This is a genomic window from Brevibacillus ruminantium, from assembly GCF_023746555.1.
GTDB classification, from domain to species: domain Bacteria; phylum Bacillota; class Bacilli; order Brevibacillales; family Brevibacillaceae; genus Brevibacillus; species Brevibacillus ruminantium.
Map to the genome: position 1 here is coordinate 2,762,627 of NZ_CP098755.1, position 26,764 is coordinate 2,789,390.

Sequence of the window (26,764 nt, forward strand, 5' to 3'; positions counted from 1 at the left end):
GTTATTCCCCAAATTGGCCTCTTTCTGATGTATTAATCTTCAAAGGTACCCTTGACCATTACTTCTCCATGTTCCATCATTTTTTTCCCCATGGCATATACCGTATCGATGTTCAATTCTTTGTTCAGGATTAACAGATCACCGTCGCTTCCAGCTTGGAGCTTCCCCTTCTCAGGAAAAATATCTAAAACCTTGGCTACATTTACCGTCAGAAATTTCAAGGCTACACTAAGATCTGCTCCCTCTTCCTGTACCAGGTTTTTCAGGAACAAGTGCGAGGCATTTAAGTTCCCAACACCCATGCCGACAATTTTACCTGTACTGTCGTATTTAGGAATGCTCCCGTTTCCATCGGAGCTGACCGTAATTGATTCGATTGGCAACCCTTCCTTGATGCACTCCATCACAGCTTTGCTAGGCTTTAGATCATTCGTGGAAGTAAATTCGGAATACGTCGTTATATCGATTCGCCCACCCAACCTAACAAATTGCTTCGCTTGTTCGAAAAGCTCTCTTGTTCTAGTCACATGGGTAGGAACAAATTGCGTAATAGGTATGTTTGTATTTTCAACAATGTCTAAAATCATGTTTAACTGATCTTTTCCTCGTCCTATATGAACATGCACCATACCTGGTTTATCGCTTAACATCCCTGCAACTCTTGCCTGGGAGGCCAATCTAGTGAGCTCTTCTCCAGTGCAATGCGAAGAACGATGGTCAGAAATGGCAACCTTGACCCCTATCACTTTATCGATAAATAAAATATCTCGATCGACACTGCCGGTAATTGTCGTGCTTGGAATCGTATACGAACCTGTATGCATAAATGTAGTAAGTCCTTCTTTTTCTAACCCTTTTGATTTTGCATATAACGATTCTATATGTCTTGCAAATCCGTCAGTTCCCAATAGTCCTACAACAGTGGTAACCCCTGCTTCGATAATTTTCGATAACGCGAGTTCTGGAGTACGACTGTTGAAACCAGTTTCCCCTCCTCCACCAATGAGATGAACGTGCTGATCGATAAACCCTGGAACCACCAGTTTTCCAGTCGCATCGATAACTTCAATAGCCGAAAAAATGCTACAGCTTCCAATCTCTTTTTTCACTTCGGCGATTTTGTTACCGATAATCAGGATATCCTGTTCTCCCATGTACTCCGGCGAATATACGGTACCATTTTTTATTAATGTAACCATACCTTAGTCCCCCTTTATTCTGTAAGTTTATTATTGTTCGTTCAACTTCTCCATCACATTGTCAATGAGCCCAATGGCTTGCTGTTAAAGATCTCGCACTTCATTTTCTACCTCCCTCCTTGCTACCTTCCTTGACGGTGATGGCTTTACGGAATACTCTCGGTTAATTGTTTTACCCTTCATTCGATATGTAAATCATTGTCGAGCCTTTTATACAGCAAATTTCATACCAATATTGCATAAAAAGGGAGATAAGCATCGTCTCTTCAAATAACAGTGAGTCCCCTATTGATCAAAACCATTTGATAACGAGTCAGACGATGATTTGGGGATATTTTCCGCACAATATTAATGCCGTTACCTGGATCTGTAAAACAGCAATATTTTCAGGGAACCTATTTCCCAATTCCGGGTTTTATTGGTGACTACTCCTATCACAGCAGCTCCCCAAACAAAGACTGGCTTCGTCCAACCTTTTATTTACACTCTCATTCTGTAAACTGACAGCGAGGATATTTATGATGAATAGGCTATAGTTAATTCAAAGATAGCAATAAATAGAGTCCCCTTTTACAGTAAAATCGCCGCTACTTTTAGCCGCTTTCCTTTGTTCACCGTCTTCCGATCAAACGCCCGCAATTGGAACAAAAATTGCATAGCATGAGAGGTGTAATACTTTTAATATAGTCCTGCTTTAAAAAAATGCCTTGAAGGAGCGATATCAATTGAGTAGACAAACGGACGCTGTTCATTCATTTCAGGCTTATTTAAGCGTAGGTTCGGCTTACAGCCCGAAAATTGTGCCTCACCGGGGGCAAATTACGTTTATTTCGAAAAAAAGCGGTCTCCCGCAGCTATGGTATAAAAATGACAACGAATCAAGTTGCAAGCAGTATGTCGTCATGCCAGATTCAGTCATGAAGGTCAGTCATTCCCCGGCAGGTGACAAGACGATTCTCGGTATGGACTGGAAAGGGAACGAAAAGCAGCAACTTTATCTGATCAATAATGAGACGCGAAAAGTGCGGGAATTGATGGTTTCCCCTGAGCATTTCCACCACCTTGGAGGCTGGTCTCCATGCGGAACCAAAATAACATGGTCGAGCAATCGCAGAACTGCCGCTTTTTTCGATGTATTTGTGCAGGATGTGGACACCGGGCAAACGGACGTTGTATACCGGTTTGACGGACGCACCACTCCGGACCTGTGGCTGCCCGACGGCAGGAGACTTCTAGTCCGATGCTTGCAGGGAAACAATTTGCAGGCTTTGCACGTGCTCGATTTGGATACGGGCGGTACGACGAGAATCGGCTTTGAACAATTGGGCCGCTACGAGAGCATACAGATGACAAAAGCCGGAGATTTCGGCTATATGGTAAGCGACGCAGCCGAGGATACGATGGCTTTATATCGGTTTACTTTGCATGGGGAGCCGATCAAACTCGTTCATTTTCCAAAATGGGACATCGAAGAAGCAAAGCTGTCTTTGGATGAAACTCGGATCGCTTATACAGTGAACGAAGGTGGAATCTCCGTGCTATACCTGTACAATGTAGCGAGCGGAAAGTCCGAGCCGCTTAAGGAGATTCCGCGCGGCGTCATCGACTCCATTTCCTGGTTCGACGACAACCGGATCGTTTTTGGGCTGAAAAGTCCCGTCATTCCAGGGGAAATATTTCGCTACGACGTATGCACCCGCTCGCTGGAGAGACTCACTTATTTCAGCGAGCAAGAAGGTGGTGGCCCATCCTGGCGGGAGCCGGAGTTGAGCACCTTCGTCTCGTTCGACGGACTGGATGTTCCTTATTTTTTTTACAGACAGGAAAGGGCCAACTCACCGGCGGTCGTCTACGTTCACGGCGGCCCTGAATCGCAGTCCAGGTACGATTTCAACTCTGTCATTCAGTACTTGTACGGACAAGGCTTTTCCGTTTTCGTTCCGAACGTGCGGGGGAGCAAAGGCTACGGCAAGCATTATATGGATTTGGACAACGGCCGGAAGCGAATGGATGCAGTGGCCGATCTCGCAGCTCTAGCAAAAGAAATCGGCCGGATCGGCTCCATCGACAGCGGTAAAATCGGCATTATCGGCAGAAGCTACGGCGGATTTATGGTGCTGGCCGCATTAACACACTACCCACACTTGTGGGCAGCCGGGGTGGATATCGTCGGTATATCGCATTTTCGGACTTTTCTAGAAAACACCGGGCCTTGGCGGAGAAAATTAAGAGAAGTCGAATACGGAACACTGGCGGAAGATAGCGACTTCTTCGAGGAAATTGCCCCGCTAAACTTGTCCCATAAAATTCAAGCGCCACTGCTTATTTTCCACGGCAAAAACGATACCCGTGTTCCGGTAAGCGAAGCCGAGCAAATGTATGCAGATATGAAGGCGCGAGGCCAGCAGGTTGAACTGATCGTGTTTGAAGACGAAGGCCATAAAACAGAGAAAATCGAAAACCACATTCGAATGAATGAAGCCATCGCGTCTTTTTTCCGGCACCATTTAAGTTCTTGAACCCATCTTAAACACATGACGAATAACTAGGGGCTGTCCCAAAAAAGTCTCCCTAAATGCCTGAAACGCAACAATCAACGGAAAAGAATCCCGCCTCACTTTTGATAGTGAAGCGGGATTCTTGATTTTGAGACCTCCTACGATACTTCAGACTGCGGATATATTCAGAGCCGGCCGATCTCTCCTTTTAACTTATAGGTCGAGAAGTCTCCCACTTCTAAAACCTTACAGCGTTTGGTTGTAAGTGGGGGATGAATCGACTTTGGACAAGGACAGGCTTTTGCCTGTTCAGTTGTCCGACACTTTGGTAAAATCTACTTATGATGTTCTTTGATAACTGGATATATGGGGTTGCATGGAGAAACAAAATGCGAAAACCAAGCTTATCCTTCCATGCGTAAAATATCCAAGGTAACAAAAGAACTCCGAAACGTCGGACATCTAGGGTAGGGACTACCCGAAGTAACGCTCGAGGAGACGAAAGGTTACTTTCGTCGTGGATTTGAGAAGCTCCCACTTCTAGGCGTTAGCCTAAGTGGAGAGTAGTTCACTATCCAGGATAAGCTTATCTTTTTGACAGCAGAGGCTCAACAACGTTGTCCATTCCGACCAGCGCCAGTGTCGTCAAAAATATCCTTTGCACCCCATAATAGGCATCCGTCGGATCGAACCATTCGTTTAGAGTGTGCGCTCCCCCGTTCGATCCGCCGCCTCCTAAAGTGACTGCAGGGATTCCAAGGCTGATCGGCACATTGGCGTCGGTACTGCTCGCTTGGGAGAGCTGGGGCACAAAGCCGAGCGCCGCAGCCGAGGCGAGCGAGGCCTGTACGATAAGCGCGTCCGCAGGTTGGTAGCCGGCCGGGCGATGTCCAACAACGTCAATATGGACCTCGATCGCCTCGCTTCCCCAGCGTGCGCCTTCTTCCTTAGCCGCTTCGTACAGAGTGGCGGTCACTTTTTCCCCCAAAATTTGCAATTCTTCGGGAGAATTTGAGCGCACATCGATCAGTATTTGCGCATCAGCTGCAATCGTATTTACCGATGTGCCGCCGCAGACCGTACCGACGGTAAAGGTCGTCTTCGGATTTATCGGCGTTTGCAGATCGGCGATTTTCGCAATCGCTCTACCCATGGCTCGGATGGCCAAAGGCGCCGTAGCTGTGGCCGCCTGGACCTTTATACACCGCGTTGTATCTGAGCGATCCCGTTGCCAAATAGATCGTGCGTGTCGGCCTGCCCGGCTCGATCGATATGTAGCCGTCAATATTTTGGTGGTTTCTGAACATCGCCTTCACTCCGCGTAAATCTCCTAACCCTTCCTCACCGACAACAGCGCCAAAAATAATATTTCCCCGGGTTTGCAACCCAACAATTTCGAACGTGCGGACAAGTGAAAGCAATGCAGCCAGTCCTCTACCGTCGTCGGCAATTCCCGGTCCGATGTACTTGCCATCCTCTTTTCTTACCTTCGTATCGGTTCCTTCCGGAAAAACTGTGTCCAAATGAGCAGAGATAAAGAGCGTCGGTCCGTTCCCAGTTCCTCGTCGGACCCCGAACACACTCCCTTCGGAATCCATCATCACATCCGCTAATTTTAGCTCTTTCAGCCGTTTTTTGTAATAATTCGCGCGAACTTCTTCCTTAAAGGGAGGGGCCGGAATTTCGGTAATTTCAATTTGATCGCCCAACGTGCGCTCATTGTCCGATTTAATAAATTCGAGTGCCGACTTCACGTTTGTGTTGGCCATCAGCGTTTTAAACCGAGCCTTTACATCGTCCGAGATCGTAAATGCCGCTATACTGTTCACCTCTGTTTCTTCAGTTGCCATTTAAACACTCTCCTTGGTCGTTTGAGTCATCTGGATTCATGTTACTTGCTTTTGTCCTGCTCGAACATAGCCGCTTCGGTAGGACCTAATTTTGTCATCACGTACGATTGGAATCTAAGATGAGGTTCTAACTCGAATTGCACAAAATTGCCTAATCCATAGAAGAGGGGGCGACGCATGCTTTCCTGCTTATTTTATCAAAGAAAACTAGAATAACTGCTCCAATTCATCCACCAAAGAACCGACATAAGCGATCGCACTTCGAATCGGTTGAGGGTTGGACATATCGACGCCGGCAAGCTTCATCAGTTCAAGGGGTCGCAGCGTGCCTCCCGCCTTCAACATGCTAAGCCAGCGGTCTACCGCCGGCTGCCCTTCCTCGCGGATGAGCGAAGCGACCGCCGTTGAAACAGTCAAGCCAGCAGCGTACGTATACGGGTATAGCCCTCTATAGTAATGCGGCTGGCGCATCCAGGTAAGGTTGGCCCCCTTATCCAGTTCCACCGTATCGCCCCAAAACTCGGAAAGTAAGAGCCCCTTCAACTCACAAAGCTTGCTTGCAGTCAGCGGCTCACCTGCTTCGGCCGCAGCGTAAACCCTTCTTTGCATATCAGCTTCGAGCAGGTGTGTGACGAAGTTGTGGTAATACGTACCCATCAATTGTAATAGAACCCACCGTTTGAGACGCTGGTCGGCGGACTGCTCGACGATGTGTTGCGCCAATAGGAGCTCATTCATTGTCGAGGGCGCCTCAATACAGTACAGTGTAGGCCTGAAATCGGTGAAACGCTGGTTGCGCCCTGCGAGCATCAAATGCCCTGCGTGGCCAAGCTCGTGCGCCAACGTAAACGCGCCGCGCATACTACCCGACCAGGTGATCAATATATAGGAATGGCCGCCATACGGTGTCGAACAAAAAGCGCCGGTCGATTTTCCAACATTGTCCGCGTAATCGACCCATCTATCCGACAGAGCACGCTCCATAATTGACGTATATTCAGGACCGAGCACCTTCAGAGATTCCACTACCATGCGACCGGCCTCTTCAAACGAAATCTGCGGAATGAAGTCGGGGTCGAGCGGTGCCTTTAAATCGCTGAACATCATTCGCTCCAGACCGAGCACCCTTTGCTTCAGCCGCACAAACCGCCGCATGTGTGGGGCCAGTTCCGTTCTAATAATATCCACTATGTTCAGGTACATCTCCATCGTCACCTGCTGCAAATGAAGCAGCATATGCGTCACCGATTCGTAGCCGCGCAGGCGCGACGTGACCGTTTGCCGTTTCACTTCCGTGGCATAGACAGCGGCAATCGTATTTTTGTACGAGTCCAGTGTAATTGTGAAAGACCTAAAAGCAGCGCGGCGCAGTATTGTATCCGTAGAAGATGCATAGTTCGTTTCATAAAGTGAGAACGAAACGGGTCTCGTTGCCCCATTACCGTCCTGTACCTGAGAAAACGACATATCTGCAAGCTTGCTTCGCTGATAAATCGTGTGTGGGGCGCCAAGCACTTCTCCTAAAGAAGCGAGAACAGTCTCCGTCTCGGAGGAAAGACTATGCGGCTTCGTCTCCAGCAAATCTGCCAAACTTTTGCGGAACGACTCCAGAGCTGGCGTCTCCCGTATAAAATTTTCAACTGTCCCGTCCGGCAAAGCGAGGATCTCGGACAAAATAAACGTCAGCGCCGCGCCGACTTCCGCCTGCACGTCGCCCGCACGCGACGAATTTGCCTGATTCATTGGACTCGCCTCATCCTCGGACAGCCGTAAGCGCGCATATGTTGCTGCCAGTCCCATTCGCACACGGATTTCTTCTTCTGTCTCTAGACAAGCCAGCAGCACATCCCCGCCTTCATGAAGACGGCCTTTGTACTTTTGCAAGGAGCGCGCCAGCTCCTGGATATGTAGCAGCTCCGCCTCCCACGTTTCCACACTGGAAAACAAATCTTCAAGATTCCAAGTTTGCTCCGTAGGCACTTGATCACGTGTCTTTCTTTCCTTTATCATCGTTTGGCCTCCTCTTTAATCGTTGTTTTTTTACGGAAACTACATCAGCGCAAATCAGCGCGAATCGAATGCTGTACGCAGTCCGTCACCGATAAAGTTAAAACACATTATCGTCAAACAAATCATAAAGCCCGGAATGAACGGGTACCACGGGGCCTTCGCCATGATCGTCAAGTTTTGAGCCGATTGCAATAGATTACCCCAGCTCGCCATCGGCGGTTGAATCCCAAGTCCGAGAAAGCTTAGAGTTGACTCGGTCAATATCATTCCCCCTACCTGCAAGGTTGCCGAGACGATGACCGGCGCCAGCGAGTTGGGCAAAATGTGCCGGAAAATGATGCGGAAATCCGACATTCCAATCGTTCGCGCCGCGTCCACGAATTCCCGGTTCTTTACTGACAAGATTTGTCCACGTAACAGCCGCGCCTTCCCCATCCAGCCGAATGCCACCAGCACGATGATAATATTAATCAAGCTCGGCTTCAAAATTGTGACGACAGCGATGAGCACGAACTTCGTCGGAAAGGAAAGCATGATATCCGTAAACCTCATCAATATCCCATCGATTTTGCCGCCGTAATACCCCGCCGTTGAGCCGATGACAATGCCGATTACCACATTGAACACAACCGCAAAAATGCCGACCGAAAGCGAAACCCGCGCTCCATAGAGCACCCGGCTAAGCAGGTCTCGCCCCAGTTCGTCCGTTCCGAACCAATGCTCCTTGCTCGGGGGCTTCAGCTTGTCAATCAAATTTTGCTCCGCAGGATCGTACGGCGCGATCAGAGGTGCCAGCAGCGCCAGCAAGATCAGCCCGCCGATGACAAACAAACTGATCAGTGCCAACCGATTTCGTTTGAACCTTTCCCATGCCCGGTTTTTCGGAACGTCCGCGCCCGGTATACTGTTACTATTCGTTACAACCACTTCCATTGGCTATTCTCACCCCTTTGCCTTTTGGCTGAAGCTGACCCGCGGATCCAGTACCGCGTACACAAGATCAGCCAGCAAATTTCCGAACACATGCAAGAAAGCGCCGATCGTCGTAATACCGAAGATGACTGGGTAATCCCGCTGAAAAGCCGCATCGATAAACAGTCGCCCCATACCTGGAATACTAAAGATCGACTCCGTGATCAGTGCCCCTGCGAAAAACGACGGTAGTGACAAACCTAACAAAGTAACCAGCGGGATAAGCGCGTTGCGCAAAGCGTGCAACATGAGCACCCGTCCTTTCAGGAGCCCCTTCGCTTTCGCCGTCCGTACGTAATCCTGACCGATCACCTCCAGCATGCTGGAACGCACATACCTTAGCCATGACGCGATTTCGTGCGACGCCATCGCACATACCGGCATAACAAGATGAATGATGCGGTCCGACATGCTGAACGGCGCATTGATCGTCATCAGTCCTCCCGAAGGCAACCACCCTAACTTGACGGAAAAAAGCATGATAAGCATCAGTCCAAACCAGAAAACGGGTATCGAAACCCCGACAAACGACAGAGCTGAGACGATTTGATCGAACCGCGAATGGGCTTTCACCGCGCACAGGACGCCGAGTGGAACCGCTATCAAGATCGCGACGAGAAACGACGTCACAGTCAGCATTAGCGTATATGGCAGCCGGTTTAGGATTAAATCCCTAACCGGCTCGTGTTTAATGAACGAAGTGCCGAAATCGCCTCGTACCATGCCGCTGAGCCATTTCCAGTATTGAACATGCAGCGGTTGGTCGAGCCCATACTCTTTCAACAAACTTTCCTGATCGACCGTCGACATGATCGAATCTGAACCCTCCATCATGCCTGACAGCGGGTTGCCCGGAGCCATATTGATGATCAAAAAAGATATGACTGTAATCCCCAGCAAAATTGGGATGGCATTCAGAAAACGTCGCAGCGCATAGTTAGCCATCAGTTGCCACCCCTTTCATCATTTTGTAAAGTACCAGTCCTCAATTCGCTTCAGACCGGACCATTTCGTACTGTACCCTTCGAGGTTGATCGGGTACGCCATCGAAGAGGTACTTGCATACAGGAACGTATACCCTTGGTCCTCTGCGATGAGCGCGTCGATTTTGGCGAGCAGCTCTTTACGTTTGTTAATGTCCAGCGTCTTTGAATCTTCTTCGATCAAGCGATCGACATCGGGGTTGCTGTACGAGATGTAATTGCTGCCCCCTTCGATAGACGCAGTGTCCCAGGTTCCTTTCGGATTTGAATCGCCATTGCGATTCCAACCGTTGATAACCGCCTCGAATTTTTTGTCATGCACGTTTTGCGCATAAGCCGAGCTTTCCATGACACGCGGCGTCATCTCGATACCGACCTTCCTCAGCTCTTGCTGGACGACTGTGGCGATTTTCTGGCGCGCCTTACTACCCTGGCTGACGAGCATTTCAAAGGCGAACCGCTTGCCATCCTTGACAAGGATGCCGTCACTGCCTGGCTTCCAGCCGGCTTCGGCCAGCATCTGCTTCGCCTTCTCTTCATCGTAAGGGAATTTCGGCACGTCCTCGGTATAGTTCCAAAATGGTGGTGGCGTTTGGCTGTGAATGAGCACGCCCTGGCCTTCGAGGACACTATCGATGATCGTTTGCCGGTCGATTGCGGTCGTGAGCGCCTGACGAACCAGTTTATCCTTGAACAACGGGTTAGTGGTATTCCAACCAATGTAAGTATAGGAGGTGGTGGGAATCCCTTCTTGTAGCTTGATTTTACCTGATTTCTCCGCATATTCTTTGATTACCTCAACGTTTTCCCCACTGACGCTGCTGAGGTTGATTTCTCCGGTTTGCAACTGCGCCATCGCTACGTTTGAATCTGGAATGATTTTAATCGTGATCTTCTCGATCGACGGTATGCTCTTGAAATATGTTTCGTTGCGCGTGAACGTTAGATACTGGCCCTGCCTCCACTCCACCAGTTTGTAAGGACCGGAGCCGATCGGCTTGTCTTTGAAAAACGCCGATTTGGTTAATTCCTTCACCGGTACGTCCTTGAGCACATGCTGCGGCAAAATTTGGTGGGTTAGCATTCCGTTGTAACCGATGTAAGGTTCGGTAAATATAAACCTGACCGTCGAGTCGTCAACCTTCTCGATCTTTTCCAGCTTGTCAAATGTACTTTTGCGCGAACCCACGTAGTCATCATTAATTGGAATGTTGTAGCTGAACACGACATCATCCGCCGTCAACGGATGGCCGTCGGAAAACTTGATATCCTTGCGCATTTTAACTGTCAGCTCTTTAAAGTCAGGAGACGGCACCGGCAATCCATCCGCCAAGTCCGGCTCGATATCTTGCTTGTCGGTCAACCGGTACAGACCGTTAAACACAAGCTCCTGGATGTTACTAGAGGCAAGATTGCGTGTATACAACTTGATCCAGCCCTCATGCTCGAATGTGTCGTAAGTGATGATTTCACCCCCGTCTATTTTTTCCTTATTGGAAGTGGCGTCTAGGGTTGACGACGAATCTTGAGAAACCGGGCCGCTGGTTGTTTCCGTCGTCCCTCCGGAACACGCGGACAAGACAACTGCGGTGCCCATCAAAATGGAAAAAAAGGCTGAACCTAATCTTTGGAACGTTTTTTTAGGCATATTCATTCTCCCCCTCATCATTTCTTATATTAAGTGGCACGAGGCGTAATGCCCCGGCCCGACTTCCCGAAAAGCGGGCGTTTCGATCGCGCAACGGCTCTCAGCATGCGGGCAACGCGGATGAAACGGACATCCCGGTGGCGGGTCAGCAGCATTCGGCACTTCCCCCCTCAACACGATACGCTCCCGTCGAAAATTCACATCTGGCTCCGGCACCGACGACAGTAACGCACGCGTATATGGGTGCTTGGGCTCCCCGAACAACGCCTCTTTCTCCGCCGTCTCTACAATCCGGCCCAAATACATGACCGCCACCCGGTCGGAGATATGACGCACCACGCTTAGGTTGTGCGAAATGAACACGTAGGACATATGCGACTCCTGTTGCAGCTCCCCAAGTAAATTAACAATTTGCGCTTGGATAGATACGTCCAATGCGGATACCGCCTCATCCGCCACGAGCAACTTCGGTCGCAATGAAATTGCCCGTGCGATCGCAATACGCTGCCGTTGTCCGCCTGAAAATTCGTGAGGATATAGCCGCTGCACCCGCCTGTTTAAGCCGACCTTCTCCAGCAGTTCCTCCGCCCGCTGCAACGCCTCAGTCCGGCTTTTACCCTCCTGCACAATCATCGGCTCGGCAATCGCTTCTCCCACCGACATACGTGGGTTTAGCGAAGCGAACGGGTCCTGGAACACGCATTGCAAGTCTTTCCGGTACTTCCTAAGCTGGCGCTGGCTCATCGCCCCGATTTCGAGTCCATTAAAACGGATGGTCCCGGCAGTCGGGTCAAGAAGCCGCAAGATGAGCCGCCCTACCGTAGATTTGCCGCAGCCCGACTCTCCAACGATGCCAAGCGTTTCCCCTTCGTACACGTTCAGGCTCACGTCGTCAACCGCCTTGACGGATCCTTTTCTCCCGCCTTTACTTATCGGAAAATATTTCTTTAGTCCATTTACTTCTAGCAGTGGCGTTATCAACCCCGTATCCTCCTTTGCTTTTTCTACACAAGCGCGCACCGGACTTGGTGGCCCGGACTTATTTCCCTCAGCTCCGGCGTTTTTTTGCGGCATATTTCCTCGGCTAGCGGACAACGATCCGCAAACCGGCAACCCTGCGCGTAGGTTCCCGCCGGCGGAACCGTTCCCGGAATAGGCGTCAGCTTCTCGATCGCTCCATGCATCCGCGGCGTCGATTTCAACAACCCCTTCGTATATGGATGCCGGTGCGAAGTAAACAAAGTGCGGACATCCGCCGTTTCTACGATTTGACCGGCATACATGACAATCACCCGGTTCGCCATTTCGGCTACGACCCCAAGATCATGCGTAATAAACAGTACCGACATGTCCGAATCCTTCAAAAGCTCCCGGATCAGATCGAGCACCTGCGCTTGGATAGTCACATCCAGAGCGGTCGTTGGCTCGTCAGCAATCAGCAGTTCCGGCTTGCAACACATCGCCATTGCCAGCATGATCCGCTGCCGCATCCCGCCGGAGAGCCGGTGTGGAAACTCTTTTCGAATGCGCGCTGGTTCTGGAAAACCGACTCGCCGCAGCCAATTATCTGCGATCACTACCGCCTCCGATTGCGGTACACGCAAATGACGACGGATCGCTTCGGTCAGCTGGAGCCCGATCGTGAGCACCGGATTAAGCGAAGTCATTGGCTCCTGAAAAATCATGGAGATTTGCCGCCCACGGACTTGCGCCATGTCGCGGTCACTGATTCCGACCAGATTGCGACCACGAAACCGGATTTCCCCTCCCTCAATTGCGCCCATGCCAGGAAGCAGTTGCATAATCGACAGTGATGTCATACTCTTGCCGCAGCCCGATTCTCCGACCAGCGCCACAACTTCCTTTGGACCGATCTCAAAGCTGATGAGGTCGATGATCACTTTTTGTGTCTGCTTGTCTTTAATGACCGTTTTCAACTCTTTCACTTCTAAAATCGCTTCAGACATGTGGCTCACCTTCGCTTTTTAACATGAAATTTGATTCTACTAAGTTTGCAATATTTGTGCCAATGAAACCATTCGTCTAAATCGTCTAACTTTCAAGACTTTTCCAGCAACTCAACTTGTTTGCGGTACCCTATTTCCATTATTGAAGCAGATTAATTTCTTTCAGGGTACCCAAAAGACAGTCAACATAAAGCGTCCCTGCGGTGTTGTCGTGTCAATCATTTCCTTCAGACTGACCGGCGCCGATTATTCAGTTAATAGGATAACGTCCCCTCTTCTATACAATAAAATTGACTCTAATCGAGATGTTTCTAAAGTGCAGCAACGCTTAATGCGGCTGAGTAACGGAATTGGTTGAAAGTACTTACTCTTGAACATTCTGGTAGAGTTTAATATGAACAGTGGCTTCAACTTAATGAAAAGTTACTTTTCTGGCGACTGCGAGCTGAACAAGCAAAAGCTTATTTTGAGAGGAAATAGTAGCGAGTTAACGTAAGCTAGGAAGACCCGAAAGATCCACAGATGTAGGATAAGTTACTTCTTTGGTCACAGACGTTTTCCTTGACCTGTCGAGTATTTAATAATTAGCGTAGGGGCTGTCTAAAAAGTCCCTAAAAAGTAAAGAAACCGTTTCGTTTCGGACTAACCCCATAAGGTAAGACGAATCAAAACACCTTCAAGAGAATGCACACCATGTCGTAAGATATGGGGACAACTTGGAGGTGTTTTTTCTGTGGCAACGAGAGTAAGTTATCCTGCGGAAATTAAGTTAAAGGCTGTTGAAATGAGGTTGGCGGGTGTATCAGTGAGAGAAGTAATGGATCACCTTTGTAGCAAGAACAAAACGCAGGTAGAAACATGGTTACGTTGGTATAGAAACGGCGAAACTCATCGCTTTGAACAACCCGTAGGCAAACAGTACACGTTTGGGAAAGGACCAGAGTTTACATCTGAAGTTGAAAGGTTGAAACAGGAAAATCGCTTCTTAAAGCAACAATTGGATGTCTTAAAAAAGTACAAGGAGTGGGAAAGGAGGTGTCACCAGAAGGATGGATTCCATAAAGGGAGAGGTCTCTGTACAGTTAGCATGTCAATGGCTAGGCATAGCTCGGTCTACCTACTATCGGTGGAAAAATCAAAGGAATACACAACAGATTGCGAAACCAATCGTCACACGTATTCGGGAGTTGTGCCTCGTACATAAATTTCGCTATGGATACCGAAAAATCACAGCGCTTTTACGCCGAGAGATGCAAGTGAATCATAAACGAGTGCAACGGATCATGAGGGAAAAAGGCTTGCAATGTACCGACTGCTGAAAGAAGAAGGACTCCTGCAACCACAACGAAAAAAGAAGAGGCAGCATCCGCGAAAGCTTACAAACAACCGAGAAATTGCCGCTCCGAATCAATTGTGGGAGATGGACGTAAAATATATTCGGTAAGGCTTTGCCACAGCAACGTGTGAAACAATTCGTCGTCAAAGTATAACATGGCCATGATAGGGCACAGTAAGCCTTTTTTCTACCTAATGGTTAGCAGGACTGGAGAAGTCTGGGTTCAAGTGAACTTCTTGACGCTAGACTTCTCCAGTCCGAGACTTCCAAAAGAGTTGAAGAAGAAGCAAAATATACGGCACGGCGAGAATAAGGGAGAATAACTCAAAATTTGAGGGGTTAAACCGGAATTACCTACTATCTACTTAAAGATTTCACATGATTTAGTATGTTAACTAAACAGTTTTTTGGGAGTGATATTCCATATCGCCTGTTTCGTGGAAGTTATACGAATGAATTAACTAAAATTCACCAAATGACTCCTCGTTTTCACTCCACGACTCATTCTCTACAACAATTCCTTCTGCCGATGCTTTTCCTTCTTTGTATTGAGGTTTACTGTCCGGTCGCGTCACTTTAAGCCCTGTTTTTCCTGTATTAGCGAATGCTACCAACTGCCTTTTGATAAAATCTACCGAGATTTCCTGCTCGTATTTAACAACTGGTAACCACCGAATCGCTTCCGGCATTCGCGCTTTGTTACGGCTTGATCGCTTCCGCCACCAGCGAAGCATATGCCTTTGCACCTTCCTCAATAAGATGGACCCCGTCCTGTGTGAAATATGAATCTTTGCCTGCGCTAGCTGAGTACCAATCAACGAGCGTCACGTTGGAGAACTGTTTCACCGCCTCTTCCAAGGTCGAATTGACATCACGTTCCCACGGACGCGGCACGCGGGTGTTTACAAGCACAATTTGCTGAACGTTTTCGAGCGAATGCAGCAGCGTAACGAGTGTCTTTTCCGAGAACGTACCATTCGTCCCGAGCTCGATGATGACAACGTCGCCTAGCCGGCCCTTCGACTTGAGCTGATCAATTACTTCCTTAGCTTGAGACATCTGTCGGCCGACTTTGCCGTCGATCGTGATGCCTGGAAGAAGGTCTTGTAGATAAGGGGCAATGTCGAGCATAACTGAGTCACCGATTGCAGTCACTCCTTGCCCCGTATCCGGCTTAGGTGTCTCAACGGATTCTTTCGAGTTGTTTGGCTCCGATACCCCCTCTGGCTGCTTCGTGCCGTCAAGTCCCGGACGTTCGGCGTCGGGCCGGGCAGCACCGTTTTGATCGGGGTACGGCGAAGCTGTCCCGTCCGTTTGAAGGTCACCTGTGTCGTGCGGAACCGAGCCAGCCGTCGGGCCGGATGCACAGCTGGTTATGCTGACCAAAGACATCAACAATACGAGCAGCTTGCATACCGAAGCGATTTTACGGCTGATCTGTACCCGCTCCCTCTGCTTTTTCTGAGCACGCATCTGCTTCCATGCTTTCCCTAAACCGCCGTTGCGAATTGGCTCCTCGATAAACCGCCACGATAACGCGGCGAGTACAACACTGGCTCCTACCTGCAATATGCTGCGCACAATACTGGTTCCGTCGGTGTTTACCGTCGGACTAGTCAGTACGATCAACGGATAATGCCAAAGATAAATGCCGTAAGAACGAACACCAAGCCACCGCAGCGGTTTCCAGCCCAATGCTTTGCCCAGCCGGCTTACGGGATGGGCGAGCACCGCCACGACTAAGGCCGAGGAGATGGACAAAAGTACAAATCCGCCTTGGTAAAGAAAACTGTCGTACTGATCGGTCAGCCATATCATGACCACAATTGTCACTAGGCCGGCCACTCCAATGCTATCAAGAATCAGGCGCGCTTGTGGTGCAGCCTTTACGGAGAGCTTGCGGCTCGGCCAAATCATAGCGAGTGCGGCTCCGATGAGCAAGGCGAATGCTCTCGTATCTGTACCGTAGTAAACTCGGCTCGGATCTGTGCCCGGCTCGTAAAGCAGCGCCATAATTAGCGCTGATACTAACGCGAGTGCGAGAGTCATCCCGAGAAGCCGCCATCGCTGCGGCGCGAAGCGAAGTCCGATAACGAGAAGCAGCGGCCAGATCAGGTAGAATTGCTCCTCCACTGCGAGCGACCAGAAGTGGCCGAAAGGGGAGGGCGGACCGAAACTCGAGAAGTACGAAACCTCATGAAAGATACGCCACCAGTTATTGACGTACAGCAACGCCGACAGCACATCCCCACGCAGCGCCGACAGTTGGGAACGATCAAATAGCGCGATCCATGCCATGACAACCGAAACCATGACGAGCATCGCAGGCATTAGGCGCCGCATCCGTCTTACCCAAAAATCCTTCCAATCCAGTCGTCCGTTCCTTTTCCATTGGGCAAGGAGGATGTCCGTGATAAGGTACCCGGACAATACGAAAAACACGCCGACTCCTAGCAATCCCCCTGGCGCCCAGTTGACATTGAGGTGATAGATAATGACGGCAAACACGGCAAGCGCTCTCAGTCCGTCCAGGCCAGGCATGTAGTGGCCATTGCTGTTCAGCGGCTTAGGCATACTGTCCGACCTCCCCATCTCTATCAGCGTTTGTTGCGAGTGGGAATCGTTCGTTTGTCATGCGGTTCGCCGCTGCGAGTCGTCTCCTGTTGTTCTGCTTCATTCGTTTCAAGCCATGCATCTGTATTTCTGTCCTTTCCATTACAATAATTAGGTTTCCATCTAAGCTGACGTGTAACTAATAGAATACATGTACAACGAACCCGATACATGTAGATCGGACCGATCGTGTACACTGGACTTCATACGGTGCCCTCAGCCCGCCCTTCTATAGACGTGTTTGAATTACGGAAATGGTTACGAACAAAGACACTATGCGGAAAATGATAATTGTTCTACTTGGTGTAACTTTCAGTAATGCGGTTTTACACAGAGGAATGGGCATGATCGGCTGATCGCCGGAGCATAAAAAGCTCTTGCGAGGACATCATGCCCACTGGAGGTTCCGTGTCAATTTTTATTTTTATTTGATGTATTCCCTGCTTACTAATGCATCGGCAATCACATCGGTCGGTATGATGAATTCCACCGGGCCCATATACCCTGGAGCGGCTTCGTATTTATCAAAGCAAATGACTAATTTTCCTTCATTATTAATATAAAAGCCTTGATCTTTGGCGATGGTTTCAAAACTCATTGGACCTTCTACCCAATAGGTCTTGTCGGAGTCTGCCTGCATCTGCTGTTTCATCTGTTCCTTAATATTTTCGCTGATCAGGTTGATATAGCTGTCATCTTTAAATAAACTCGGCAAGGTAATCAAAAGTTGATTTTTCTTGTCGATCGTGTCATAAGTATATTGGGAGTAACCATTAACCGTACTTACAACATATCTGCCAATCGCAAGGATCTGCTCATTGTCGGTTTTGACATCATAACCGCTTTTTACACCTACATGCCCCCCGCCATTATTCTTTAATTCTTCCATTTCCACCATGAAATCATTGTAAAGTTTTTTGCTTTCTTCCAGGTATTTGTTGTTTAGAGTAGCTTCTAATGTTTTATTTTCCATATTCGTAATGGCAGGTACTTTTATTTCGGTTTTGGCCGTCTCATCATCTACTTTAAATTCTGTAAAAGTGAGCACCTTAACAAACGAACCGACCAACGGCACATCCGATAAGGTTTTTGCAAAGGCAGGACTCGTATTAATCCCTGTTATCAATAGAATAACCGCCGCAGCCCCGACCCCTGTAAACCTCTTTATCATGATCACATGTCTTTTCTTTTTTTGCTTGAGCGCTTTCTTCACAACAAAATCCAATTCATTGGGGATAGGCGTATTCTTATATTTTCGTTTCAATTGTTCCAGCTGTTCGCTCATCTTACTTTACCTCCAAAATTTCATTGCTCATTTTAATTCGGAGTTTGCGGAGTGCTTGATACAACCGTGTTTTTATGGTATTGGTGTTTTCGTTCATGACTTCCGCGATTTCTTCAATTTTTAAATCCTCAAAATATCTAAGTACGACAACTGTCCGAAAGGCATGCGGCAATTCTTCCAAAGCCTTCTCCAGGTCAATGTCAGGATAAGCGTCTTCGCTTGTAGGGCCGTGTAACTCCAACGTCTTGTCATCTACAAGTTGAATCCTCTTTTGTTTTCTCAGGAAATCGAGCGATGTATTCACCACGATCCTGTAAAACCAGCTTTTCATCGCCCCTTCAGATTCTAAGGTTGCGGAAGATGACAAAGCCTTATGAATAGAGTCCTGAACAATATCCAGTGCATTTTCTGCATTCTTTACATAACTAAAAGCTAATCGATACACATTCTCCTTGTTTTCTGCAATAAAACGAGTAAGTAATTTTTCTACCTTCCTATCCATAATAAAATTCTCTCCTTGATACGCGCGTATCATTGCTTGCCTTACATATGAAAGACGTGTGAGCTATCCAAAAAGTTTGTTTTCACCCGTATGGTAAAAAAAGTGATTCCTCCGACGGAACGAGAATTTTTTGCGCAAAGAGAAGATGAATGCAATAAAAAACTCGATGCCCCATTAGGATATCGAGTTTCTTACTATTTTATAAATTAGTGGATTGCGCAGATCCCTTTCCAGATAACGATTGACGGCAGTGTTGTAAAGTGTTTCACTCAAAAAGCTGAGCGATACAGGCATTCTACAATTCCACTTTACATAACGGCCAGCTTTCTATAAGAATCCTATTTTAGCAGCGCGAAAGATTTTGTTACGTTCAAATCACCATATAGTTGATCAAACAGCTTGCCGTCTTCCGACTGGAGATCAAACGGATTGGACTGTGGCGTCGTAGCCACATACACCATACCGTTAGCTTCCGTAATTTCGCTCCCCACAGGCGTCCCCTGTTCACTGGCAAGGCGAGTCCAATCGTTTTTGGCAAATACAGAGAGCATCAGCAGCGTTTCAGCATCTTTTCCATCCTTTGTCGTATACTCGAACTTCATGACATGCTTGGCAGATGGCAGAATTTTATCTGCATCTGCGCCCGCATATTGGCTCACCTTATAATGTCCGTTCCAAGAAACGGGCGGTTTAAAGCTGAAGTTTGCCTGCGGATTGGTGTATACTTCCTGGTTATCCGCAAAAACTGCTTTGAGTCTATTTTTTTCCCAAGCTACGACAAGATGATCCACGTATCCGCCATTTCCTCCTTGAGGTGCTGTTACAATAATATCGTTCACTTTGTTGCCCGTATAGTCACCAATAATCAAGTTTGGTTCTCTCCCAAACTCCCCATACCATGTTCCATCTGTCCCTTTGGTCAGCCAGTCATATTTTACGTACCCATTGGTTTTTCCATCTTGCACTACGATGGATAAATCGCTGGCATACGCATCCAGTTTTCCATCAATCATTTCTTTTGTACCTACCAATATGACTTTGTCATCAACAGAATCACCGGTAACATCGGATATTTTGTAATCCAGTACATAAGTATTTTCCTTTAGTTTAAGTTCGGGTGCGATAAATTTTTTACCAATCTCTAGTTTGGGGGTTGAAGCTATTTGTTCTGCTGAAGTAACTTGGGTTTTCCCGACTCCTACTGCACAAATGAAACCCGCCAGTACCAAAACAGAAATTTTCTTTACGTGTTGATTTTTCATTTCCGAAACCTCCATTTATCGTGTTATTGCCTTACATATGGAAGACGTGCAAGCTACTTAAAAAGTTTGTTTAGTTCTATAAACTCATCAGACTGCCCTAAAATCATCAGTATTGTACTTGGATCATTCTCGTGGATACTGCTTAACAAACGGCATATTCGTGTGGCAGGCATCAAAAGTCACCGGGGAAAGCTGATTGCTCTCAACCAAGGAGAGCAATATGGTTTAGAAATGAGCTTCCCCGGCTCCGGAAATTGATGTAAAGCTATGAAGCAACGAATTGAGGTGAGAGGTATGAGTTCTTCGGAAAATTAACTATATTTAATATAATAACAATTGTATTGCGTATTTCAAGATAAAAATTAATATCACTACTTTTTTATTGCCGGTATTTATATTTATTCTATTCCGTCAATTCTGTCTATCCATTATTTTGAGCGATTCTTACCGTACAAGTACACTTCTGACTAGTTGTACATTTGGTTCACGACAACAAAAAACCCTCCTGGCGACAACGGTAAGCCTATCCTTTCAGACAGACTCTCCTCATCACCACGAGGGGTATATACCCACTTTTCATCATGTTCTGCTATATCGCACATCAACTTTCATCTATCGGACCCCACGGCGTTCCTGTCCATATGGCAACTGCGGGATCTTTTCCGGGATTACGAAATGCATGTGGCTTGGTGCTATCAAAATAAATACTGTCGCCTTGCTTCAGTACGTATTTTTCATCGCCGATTGAGACCTCCATTTCACCTTGCAAAACAATGCCACCTTCTTCTCCTTGGTGGGGCAGCAGCGGGACTTCTTCTCCGCGATCAGGGCTAACAGTAATTTCAAAAAACTCAAGCTTTGTACCTGTGAGTGGAGCAAGTACTCGATATTTAACATTCGGATGTCTCATTGTGAGAATCTCTTGCTCCTCCCGTCTGGAGAGGAAAACGGAGTTTTTTTTGATTCCGTCAAAAAAATAGGAGAGAGATACATCGAAAATGATGCTTAATTTCCACAAAGTATCAAGGGAAGGCTTGGCTTTTCCTCTTTCCAGTTGAGAAACCATACTCTGGCTTAACCCAATTTTCTCTGCAACCTCGTCCACGGTCAAATTCGATTCTTTTCTTTTTGACCGAATTCTCTCTCCGATGACACCGATCGGGAGTTCGAACTGATGTATGTCATTCATTACATTTATTTCCTCCTAATTAGGTTACCAAAATTATTTTTACAAGGCTAGGTAACAGACCGCAAACCTCTGCAGACAACCATGCCCATCCGCCTGTTCAGCAGTTTTCGTCGTGTATTACAGCTTCGCGTATTATTTAGGTTTATATCACTCAGTATACCATTTGTTAAGTGTGGGAAGCATTAATAATGCTCCCCGTAAAGGAGAGCTTTATTAATGAAATCAACTTACACAGGCAGGTTCACAATAGTTCCTTTGACATTGCTATTTCTGCGATCATCATTCGAGTATAACTTAATTGCTTGTACTGTTAGCTGCCTATCAAAAGATTGATTCAACTGAACCAAGGTATATCCTCATACTTAAGTTTTATAGGTAGGGCATTAGAAGCTATGGAGTCGTCGCGTAAAGCTTCTCCAGCAAGGTTACTATTGATGTAGGTTGACAGTTCCGTAATTTTACTATTTACAACATGCAGCCAGAATTTTGCCTATTCATCTATTCATTCTCCCCAATCCAGACAAGCACATCTTTATGAACGTCAAGGTCAATACCAATGCCCATATAGGCGGCTTTATTGACGATAGCTCCGTCCTGTTTAAAGTGAATGGCGTCAAGGAAAACAACAGCATAAACCGCTTGCAAGGGGCGATTTTGCCACTCTTTGATCATCGGTATAATCTTATTCTCGTTACATTCGATATGGGCGTTGGTGAGACTTCGATGCCATAGAGCTGCTGCAGATGGTCTTGGATATTGCTTGTGGATACACCTTTGGCATAGAGGGCAAGAATTTGATCTTCGATCCCTGTAACATTGGATTGATTTCAACATCCCCGTACTCAGAACGGACGGTTTTCTTGCTATACCTATTGCGGCTGTTGGTTGTCCGCTTGTTTTCTTATCATGCTTGGCGTATCCAAGAGAGGACTCGATTTCAACTTCCAGCATTTCTTTTGACATCCTAAAAATCTCCCAACCTTTCTATTCCTAATTGTTGTTTAGAGGTTGAGAGTTTACACAAAATATTTTACAGACTCGAATGAAATTGAAATATTAATACTTACCTTCTTCATATTGTTGTTCATCTACACTCCCCTACACTTTTGTTCAACATAAATCAATTTTAGCACTTGTGCTACTCCACCTTCTGTCCATTCCATCATAAGTCTTTCTCCACTTACTTCACATTTAGGAGAGGAGAATTGGGACTAAATATCCTAGGTTTGTCGCTGTTGGATTAGAAGTAGTCATTGTATAATTCTTGCTGCTGTTCCTCTGCTATGGTTTGTAAGTCATATGCGTTAATTCGAAACAACTGATAATCGCCAATATCCGCTTTTTTTGCGGCTAGCTTATTTAAAAATTTCGGGGAGCCTTCGTTTTCTTCATCGTAAACTAACAAGATACCATCTGAATTGGATAGCAAGAATTTGTGATTCTCTCCAAGCTGCCAAACTCCCTGGTAAGGTGTTTGATAGACACTATTGATATAGTCGGCTTGCATCACAATATTACGGTAGTAATCCTGGGTCTCTTCTTTCCACTTTTCCTCTTGATTCAAAAATGGAGTTATTACCGCCAGTTTTAGTTGTGGATACTCCTTTTTTAATTCCAGAACTGTTTCGGCTGCCCACATTTCTACCCCAAGTTGACCTGATATGATGACCCATTCCAATTCTTCCTCAAGGAATCTTACGAGTTCCCGCTTCAGTGCTTTCTTAATAATCGCTAAGCCCGGATTTTTTTCATTGAAAATGCCAAGCTCGTGAGCCTTGTATCCTGAAACAAATAAACGTTTTAACATGTTGTCACCTCTAACTTAAAAGGAGCTATAGCAGAAAATAGATTTCTTTTCACTCGCTGTCGCTGTGTATTCATTAGTGTTTCGTCTCATTTTTTCTTATATTATCACAAATTTGAATGCCTCAGGATAAATCGGATGATTCGTTTCTCTTTCCACTACTCACGGTGCTCTATAATGCTCGCAAGAAAGATATCTTGTGATTTCCGGTTTTCCTGACGAAAGCCCTTTTCCATATTTTCGCCTAAGATTTTTGGTTCTTTGGATTTGGATCAGCCTGTCTGTAGAGCTTTCCTTTCAAATTAAGTTTTGGTCCATCTGAAATAAACAGCCCCACCAAGGTAAGCGCGGTGCCTACCATCGCCATCGATGTAATTTTCTCTTGCAAAATAAGCGAAGAAGCCACGAGTGTAATCACGGGTACAGTATAAATATACAAACTGGTTTTTACAGCTCCTAAAACCCCCACAGCCCAGTTCCAACTTACAAAGCATAATGCAGAAGCCGAAAAGCCTAGAAATAATAGATTAAATAAATTAGGGATGCTAGTGAACCACGCAAAGTCGAAGGAAAAGTCCAGCAAAAATAACGCAGGTATCATTAATAGTAATCCATAGAAAAACACCTTGCGCGTGCTGCCAACAGTATATAACCGAGGACACTAATGATGAGGTGCTCCCGGTCCTTGTCCTGTTCTTTTAGTACACAATGGAGGGGGTGCTATAGTAAATATGGAGGGCATCTTCCTAATTCTTTTATAAAAGAAAAGGCCTCACTTGAGAGAGAAGAGCTCCCAGGCAAGACCTTTTCGTCCGTTCAGCGTTTTACACCCGAACAACCAACAAATCACATGACAACCATAAGGAGAATCAATTAGGACAGAAATAATAATATTGAAGCCTTACGTCCGCCAAATTAAACGCATAGACATTGGCTCTTAGTGGCGTTATCGTGGTGACCTTCTTCAGCATTTCACCCTTGTACCTCATGGGACGTGGTCGTTGATTGCCCGGTTTTGCATGAAAACGCTGTTTGCACGAGTTAGTCCTGTCCCAACGAGTGAAGAAAGACAATTAAGCGAGCTTGGCGCGATAGTTATCTATGATTCGATGCTCCATTTTTTCCTGTAGGTGGTCGGTCATTTCCTGGCATATCTGGTTGTATTCCCAATCCGATATCTGATAAGCAGAAGGAGCATCTTTATGCAGCAGCATGGCGATACGCATATGAGTCGCAGGGTGTGTCGTGTCCATGCTTTGTTGACTTCTTTCCAGGATGCGCACTATGCGCATTTTTTCCTTTCCAGGTAGCTTTGAAAAAGTCTCATGCAAGTGCTGACCCAGTGTCATACTTTGCTTCTGCAAGGAATGTCTCGCGATCAGTGGCTCCACCACATCGTTCATGTGTATGATCTGCAACAGGGAAATGAGATGCTGACTGCCTGCAAGCTGAACCGCCATACGATCCGCCTCATATTCAGCTCGTTGACTCTGATTCCAATAAAGATGAATGAGAACAGCCAGCAAATGATAGGGAATCCAAAATAGTAGCCGCATGATCCCTCTGCTGAACGTGGCGATGAATGAAAAATGGTATTCATCATCCTCGTCTTGGATTGGGTCAAGCAAGTCGCACCAATTCAGGAGAATACGCTGTGCATGTGATACCAGAGCGCTCCGCCTAATGTCATTGTTACGGCAATGAGCCAGCTCATGGGCAAGCAGTGCGGTTAATTCTCCCGGTGTGCACGCAAACAATAGTGGATAACCGATGACAACTACCCTCCCTCTGCGCCATCCATATTCAGTGGTATACGCCTCGTAGTAAGGAGAGAGCGCGAACTGTATTCCTTTTCCGACCCCCATCTTTTGGGCCACGGTTTCAAATATCTTCATGGTGGCTGGGTGTTCATCAGCATTCAAAAGAATGGCCATTTTCGGAAACGGATGGGGTCGAGGCCGCGACAACCATGCGAACAGGAGGATTAGCAGACAGCTTATGAAAATAAAGGGGCTGCGATACCAGGCGAAAAGTCCATACAAAGAAAAGAGAAAACCTGTTACGGAACATCCGATAATGACTAGTGAGTACGCGGATGCTACTCTCTCGCTCACCCCCTGTTTGGTTACGAGCTCGGTGCGATTCTGTAGCTCTTTGAACAAGGATTGACCGTATGTATCACGCATTTTCCTCTCAAGGCGCTCCCAAGCCTTACCTTGGCGTTCTTTCGATGGGACGGTTAGATTCCAGTCACAGTGTTCACACCAAAACGGATATCCTTCGTTTGCCTCGATTTGTGCTCCACAAGAAGGACAAGGCTTCACTGAATCATTCCCCCTCTGCGCCTGTTTCGTCCACAAGGCGCTGTCTGACAGCATTTTACCACGAGTAACTGTTCCTGATAAGACAGTTTGGAAATAATTTGGGTTTGATTGGGCATTTTTTCCGGATATCATCCACCTGGCAATTGGAATAAGGTATTTAGGGTTTGTTGGGAAACTTTGAAAATTTAGTTGTAGACTAAGAAAATAAAGCTTTAGACTAACTTGAGTCATTATGATAACTGGTTCGATAGTTAAATTTCAAATAATTTTTTTAATTGGTCTAATGTAATTCTCTCAATAAACTTACTGAATTTTTCCTTCCCTTTCGCACTTGTCTTATAAAAGGTAATGAGTTTTGTAATGACAGGCACTACTTGGTCTTCGGATAACCCAGATACAAGAAGTTTCGCAAGACTAGCCTTGAGACCCTTGGCTTCTCCTCCAACATAAATATCAAACGAATCTCGCATTTTAACAACACCAATATCCTTTAACAATGGCTCACTTGTTCCAAGTGCACAGCCTGCATACCCCACTTTGACTGGTGTGGGAGTTTCAATTCCAGCAATCGCATTATTTATTTCTTTTGCGGTCTCAAGACCTGCTTCTTCGGCTCCTTTGCAAAAGTTGCAAACAATCAAACTCTTTGTGACGAAGCCCGCAGGGTACACCTCTAGACCAGATCGCTGCAGTTCTTCCACAATAACTTCACGCCGTTCAAGTGGAATTTCTAAATAGAGTTGCTTAAAGGGCGTCATCTCAATTACGGCATCTTCTCCAATTATCGTTGCCATTGTAGCAAGTTGCTCCGGTGTAAAAAGACTTCCTCCTACTTGTATGGCAGAGGTAACGGCAATTTTCATTTTCTCACCCATAGCTCGATTTCTCCTCTCCTCATTTTCATGGCCATTTTTTGTATTTTTGCGCGCTGTAATCGAAGAGCATTGAGCACAACAGATACCGAACTTAATGCCATTGCTGCCCCTGCTACCCAAGGGGCTAATAAACCAATTGCAGCGATAGGAATGCCGAGCTTCTTTGATTGCATCCGTCCAAATTTTATCTTCATCAAATGTCACTTCTACGGTGTTGGTAGTAAGATCTACTTTTCCTTCAACTCCGATCAGTTTTAGGGCACCTTCAATGGAATTTACACAATGCTGAGCAAATTGAGATGCGTTTCGGTATGCTTTACAGCCTCAATATACCCCCACAATGTATATTTGGTCAACAACAACTTTACTATACCCATGTACCCTATTTGAAAAACAAAAATGTTCAACAGCAGCAGCTACTTCCTTTCATCAATTTCGATATACTTA

At 46.7% G+C, this 26,764-nt stretch carries 22 protein-coding genes and 2 pseudogenes; 3 read left to right on the forward strand and 21 right to left on the reverse strand.

What is annotated here, in order from left to right:
- Window positions 1-32: 32 nt before the first annotated feature.
- Window positions 33-1,199 carry a beta-aspartyl-peptidase gene (gene iadA, locus NDK47_RS13655; RefSeq protein WP_251875805.1) on the reverse strand — a complete coding sequence of 389 codons (1,167 nt, stop codon included), beginning with the start codon at window positions 1,197-1,199 and terminating at the stop codon, window positions 33-35.
- A 725-nt stretch (window positions 1,200-1,924) separates the two neighbouring features.
- Here iadA and NDK47_RS13660 point away from each other — a divergent pair.
- Complete coding sequence (locus tag NDK47_RS13660; protein ID WP_251875807.1) at window positions 1,925-3,718, forward strand: S9 family peptidase; 1,794 nt, start codon at window positions 1,925-1,927, stop codon at window positions 3,716-3,718.
- A 565-nt stretch (window positions 3,719-4,283) separates the two neighbouring features.
- Here NDK47_RS13660 and NDK47_RS27710 read toward each other — a convergent pair.
- From NDK47_RS27710 to NDK47_RS13695, 8 genes are all read right to left on the reverse strand, one after another.
- On the reverse strand, window positions 4,284-4,850 hold the full coding sequence (locus NDK47_RS27710; protein WP_322112097.1) for a peptidase dimerization domain-containing protein: 567 nt from the start codon (window positions 4,848-4,850) through the stop codon (window positions 4,284-4,286).
- Window positions 4,843-5,547, reverse strand: a complete 705-nt coding sequence (locus tag NDK47_RS27715) for a M20/M25/M40 family metallo-hydrolase (RefSeq protein ID WP_322112098.1) — start codon at window positions 5,545-5,547, stop codon at window positions 4,843-4,845. Before NDK47_RS27715 ends, NDK47_RS27710 begins: the two co-directional genes overlap by 8 nt.
- A gap of 207 nt (window positions 5,548-5,754) precedes the next feature.
- A complete protein-coding gene (gene pepF, locus NDK47_RS13670) occupies window positions 5,755-7,554 on the reverse strand; it encodes an oligoendopeptidase F (RefSeq protein ID WP_251876151.1) in 1,800 nt (599 codons plus the stop codon).
- A 57-nt stretch (window positions 7,555-7,611) separates the two neighbouring features.
- Window positions 7,612-8,490 carry an oligopeptide ABC transporter permease gene (gene opp4C, locus NDK47_RS13675; RefSeq protein WP_251875809.1) on the reverse strand — a complete coding sequence of 293 codons (879 nt, stop codon included), beginning with the start codon at window positions 8,488-8,490 and terminating at the stop codon, window positions 7,612-7,614.
- Between the two features lie 9 nt (window positions 8,491-8,499).
- Window positions 8,500-9,474, reverse strand: coding sequence for an ABC transporter permease (locus NDK47_RS13680; RefSeq protein ID WP_251875811.1), 975 nt, complete (start codon window positions 9,472-9,474; stop codon window positions 8,500-8,502).
- An 18-nt stretch (window positions 9,475-9,492) separates the two neighbouring features.
- On the reverse strand, window positions 9,493-11,160 hold the full coding sequence (locus NDK47_RS13685) for a peptide-binding protein (RefSeq protein WP_251875813.1): 1,668 nt from the start codon (window positions 11,158-11,160) through the stop codon (window positions 9,493-9,495).
- A gap of 24 nt (window positions 11,161-11,184) precedes the next feature.
- Window positions 11,185-12,141 (reverse strand): ABC transporter ATP-binding protein, encoded by a 957-nt coding sequence (locus NDK47_RS13690; RefSeq protein ID WP_251875815.1) that lies wholly within the window; start codon window positions 12,139-12,141, stop codon window positions 11,185-11,187.
- A 23-nt stretch (window positions 12,142-12,164) separates the two neighbouring features.
- A complete protein-coding gene (locus NDK47_RS13695; RefSeq protein ID WP_251875817.1) occupies window positions 12,165-13,127 on the reverse strand; it encodes an ABC transporter ATP-binding protein in 963 nt (320 codons plus the stop codon).
- A 733-nt stretch (window positions 13,128-13,860) separates the two neighbouring features.
- Between NDK47_RS13695 and NDK47_RS13700 the strand changes: the two genes are divergently transcribed.
- Complete coding sequence (locus tag NDK47_RS13700) at window positions 13,861-14,331, forward strand: hypothetical protein (RefSeq protein ID WP_251875819.1); 471 nt, start codon at window positions 13,861-13,863, stop codon at window positions 14,329-14,331.
- On the forward strand, window positions 14,315-14,446 hold the full coding sequence (locus NDK47_RS27825; RefSeq protein ID WP_407653439.1) for an IS3 family transposase: 132 nt from the start codon (window positions 14,315-14,317) through the stop codon (window positions 14,444-14,446). The genes NDK47_RS13700 and NDK47_RS27825 overlap by 17 nt, the downstream gene beginning before the upstream one ends.
- 478 nt (window positions 14,447-14,924) lie before the next feature.
- Here the strand turns inward: NDK47_RS27825 and NDK47_RS13705 are convergent, their stop codons facing one another.
- From NDK47_RS13705 to NDK47_RS13760, 12 genes and pseudogenes are all read right to left on the reverse strand, one after another.
- Window positions 14,925-15,197, reverse strand: a complete 273-nt coding sequence (locus tag NDK47_RS13705) for a DUF3238 domain-containing protein (RefSeq protein ID WP_251875821.1) — start codon at window positions 15,195-15,197, stop codon at window positions 14,925-14,927.
- Window positions 15,163-17,037: an acyltransferase family protein gene (locus NDK47_RS13710; RefSeq protein ID WP_251875823.1), complete on the reverse strand. Its 1,875-nt coding sequence runs from the start codon at window positions 17,035-17,037 to the stop codon at window positions 15,163-15,165. Before NDK47_RS13710 ends, NDK47_RS13705 begins: the two co-directional genes overlap by 35 nt.
- Window positions 17,038-17,500: 463 nt before the next feature.
- Window positions 17,501-18,361: an anti-sigma-V factor RsiV gene (locus tag NDK47_RS13715; protein WP_251875833.1), complete on the reverse strand. Its 861-nt coding sequence runs from the start codon at window positions 18,359-18,361 to the stop codon at window positions 17,501-17,503.
- Window position 18,362: 1 nt separating this feature from the next.
- Window positions 18,363-18,863, reverse strand: a complete 501-nt coding sequence (locus tag NDK47_RS13720; protein ID WP_251875835.1) for an RNA polymerase sigma factor SigV — start codon at window positions 18,861-18,863, stop codon at window positions 18,363-18,365.
- 338 nt (window positions 18,864-19,201) lie between these two features.
- Window positions 19,202-20,125 carry a hypothetical protein gene (locus NDK47_RS13725; protein ID WP_251875837.1) on the reverse strand — a complete coding sequence of 308 codons (924 nt, stop codon included), beginning with the start codon at window positions 20,123-20,125 and terminating at the stop codon, window positions 19,202-19,204.
- A 601-nt stretch (window positions 20,126-20,726) separates the two neighbouring features.
- Complete coding sequence (locus NDK47_RS13730) at window positions 20,727-21,314, reverse strand: helix-turn-helix domain-containing protein (RefSeq protein ID WP_251875839.1); 588 nt, start codon at window positions 21,312-21,314, stop codon at window positions 20,727-20,729.
- A gap of 501 nt (window positions 21,315-21,815) precedes the next feature.
- A pseudogene (locus NDK47_RS13735) lies at window positions 21,816-22,271 on the reverse strand (transposase); the annotation flags it as partial.
- Between the two features lie 283 nt (window positions 22,272-22,554).
- Window positions 22,555-23,121 carry an SLOG family protein gene (locus NDK47_RS13740; RefSeq protein ID WP_251875841.1) on the reverse strand — a complete coding sequence of 189 codons (567 nt, stop codon included), beginning with the start codon at window positions 23,119-23,121 and terminating at the stop codon, window positions 22,555-22,557.
- Between the two features lie 241 nt (window positions 23,122-23,362).
- Window positions 23,363-23,752 (reverse strand): annotated as a pseudogene (locus NDK47_RS13745) (DMT family transporter); the annotation flags it as partial.
- A gap of 439 nt (window positions 23,753-24,191) precedes the next feature.
- Window positions 24,192-25,673: a M48 family metallopeptidase gene (locus tag NDK47_RS13750; protein ID WP_251875843.1), complete on the reverse strand. Its 1,482-nt coding sequence runs from the start codon at window positions 25,671-25,673 to the stop codon at window positions 24,192-24,194.
- 20 nt (window positions 25,674-25,693) lie between these two features.
- Complete coding sequence (locus NDK47_RS13755; RefSeq protein WP_251875845.1) at window positions 25,694-26,317, reverse strand: NAD(P)/FAD-dependent oxidoreductase; 624 nt, start codon at window positions 26,315-26,317, stop codon at window positions 25,694-25,696.
- The gene (locus NDK47_RS13760; protein WP_251876423.1) at window positions 26,302-26,511 is read right to left on the reverse strand and encodes a hypothetical protein; all 210 of its coding nucleotides are present in this window, start codon (window positions 26,509-26,511) and stop codon (window positions 26,302-26,304) included. The genes NDK47_RS13755 and NDK47_RS13760 overlap by 16 nt, the downstream gene beginning before the upstream one ends.
- Window positions 26,512-26,764: the final 253 nt, after the last annotated feature.

Excerpts from the sequence above, each read along its gene's own strand:
- iadA (WP_251875805.1), bottom strand. The coding sequence starts at position 1,199 with ATGGTTACATTAATAAAAAATGGTACCGTATATTCGCCGGAGTACATG.
- NDK47_RS27710 (WP_322112097.1), bottom strand. The coding sequence starts at position 4,850 with ATGGGTAGAGCGATTGCGAAAATCGCCGATCTGCAAACGCCGATAAAT.
- NDK47_RS27715 (WP_322112098.1), bottom strand. The coding sequence starts at position 5,547 with ATGGCAACTGAAGAAACAGAGGTGAACAGTATAGCGGCATTTACGATC.
- opp4C (WP_251875809.1), bottom strand. The coding sequence starts at position 8,490 with ATGGAAGTGGTTGTAACGAATAGTAACAGTATACCGGGCGCGGACGTT.
- NDK47_RS13680 (WP_251875811.1), bottom strand. The coding sequence starts at position 9,474 with ATGGCTAACTATGCGCTGCGACGTTTTCTGAATGCCATCCCAATTTTG.
- NDK47_RS13685 (WP_251875813.1), bottom strand. The coding sequence starts at position 11,160 with ATGCCTAAAAAAACGTTCCAAAGATTAGGTTCAGCCTTTTTTTCCATT.
- NDK47_RS13695 (WP_251875817.1), bottom strand. The coding sequence starts at position 13,127 with ATGTCTGAAGCGATTTTAGAAGTGAAAGAGTTGAAAACGGTCATTAAA.
- NDK47_RS13705 (WP_251875821.1), bottom strand. The coding sequence starts at position 15,197 with ATGCTTCGCTGGTGGCGGAAGCGATCAAGCCGTAACAAAGCGCGAATG.
- NDK47_RS13710 (WP_251875823.1), bottom strand. The coding sequence starts at position 17,037 with ATGCCTAAGCCGCTGAACAGCAATGGCCACTACATGCCTGGCCTGGAC.
- NDK47_RS13715 (WP_251875833.1), bottom strand. The coding sequence starts at position 18,361 with ATGAGCGAACAGCTGGAACAATTGAAACGAAAATATAAGAATACGCCT.
- NDK47_RS13720 (WP_251875835.1), bottom strand. The coding sequence starts at position 18,863 with ATGGATAGGAAGGTAGAAAAATTACTTACTCGTTTTATTGCAGAAAAC.
- NDK47_RS13725 (WP_251875837.1), bottom strand. The coding sequence starts at position 20,125 with ATGAAAAATCAACACGTAAAGAAAATTTCTGTTTTGGTACTGGCGGGT.
- NDK47_RS13730 (WP_251875839.1), bottom strand. The coding sequence starts at position 21,314 with ATGAATGACATACATCAGTTCGAACTCCCGATCGGTGTCATCGGAGAG.
- NDK47_RS13740 (WP_251875841.1), bottom strand. The coding sequence starts at position 23,121 with ATGTTAAAACGTTTATTTGTTTCAGGATACAAGGCTCACGAGCTTGGC.
- NDK47_RS13750 (WP_251875843.1), bottom strand. The coding sequence starts at position 25,673 with ATGACTCAAGTTAGTCTAAAGCTTTATTTTCTTAGTCTACAACTAAAT.
- NDK47_RS13755 (WP_251875845.1), bottom strand. The coding sequence starts at position 26,317 with ATGGGTGAGAAAATGAAAATTGCCGTTACCTCTGCCATACAAGTAGGA.
- NDK47_RS13760 (WP_251876423.1), bottom strand. The coding sequence starts at position 26,511 with ATGAAGATAAAATTTGGACGGATGCAATCAAAGAAGCTCGGCATTCCT.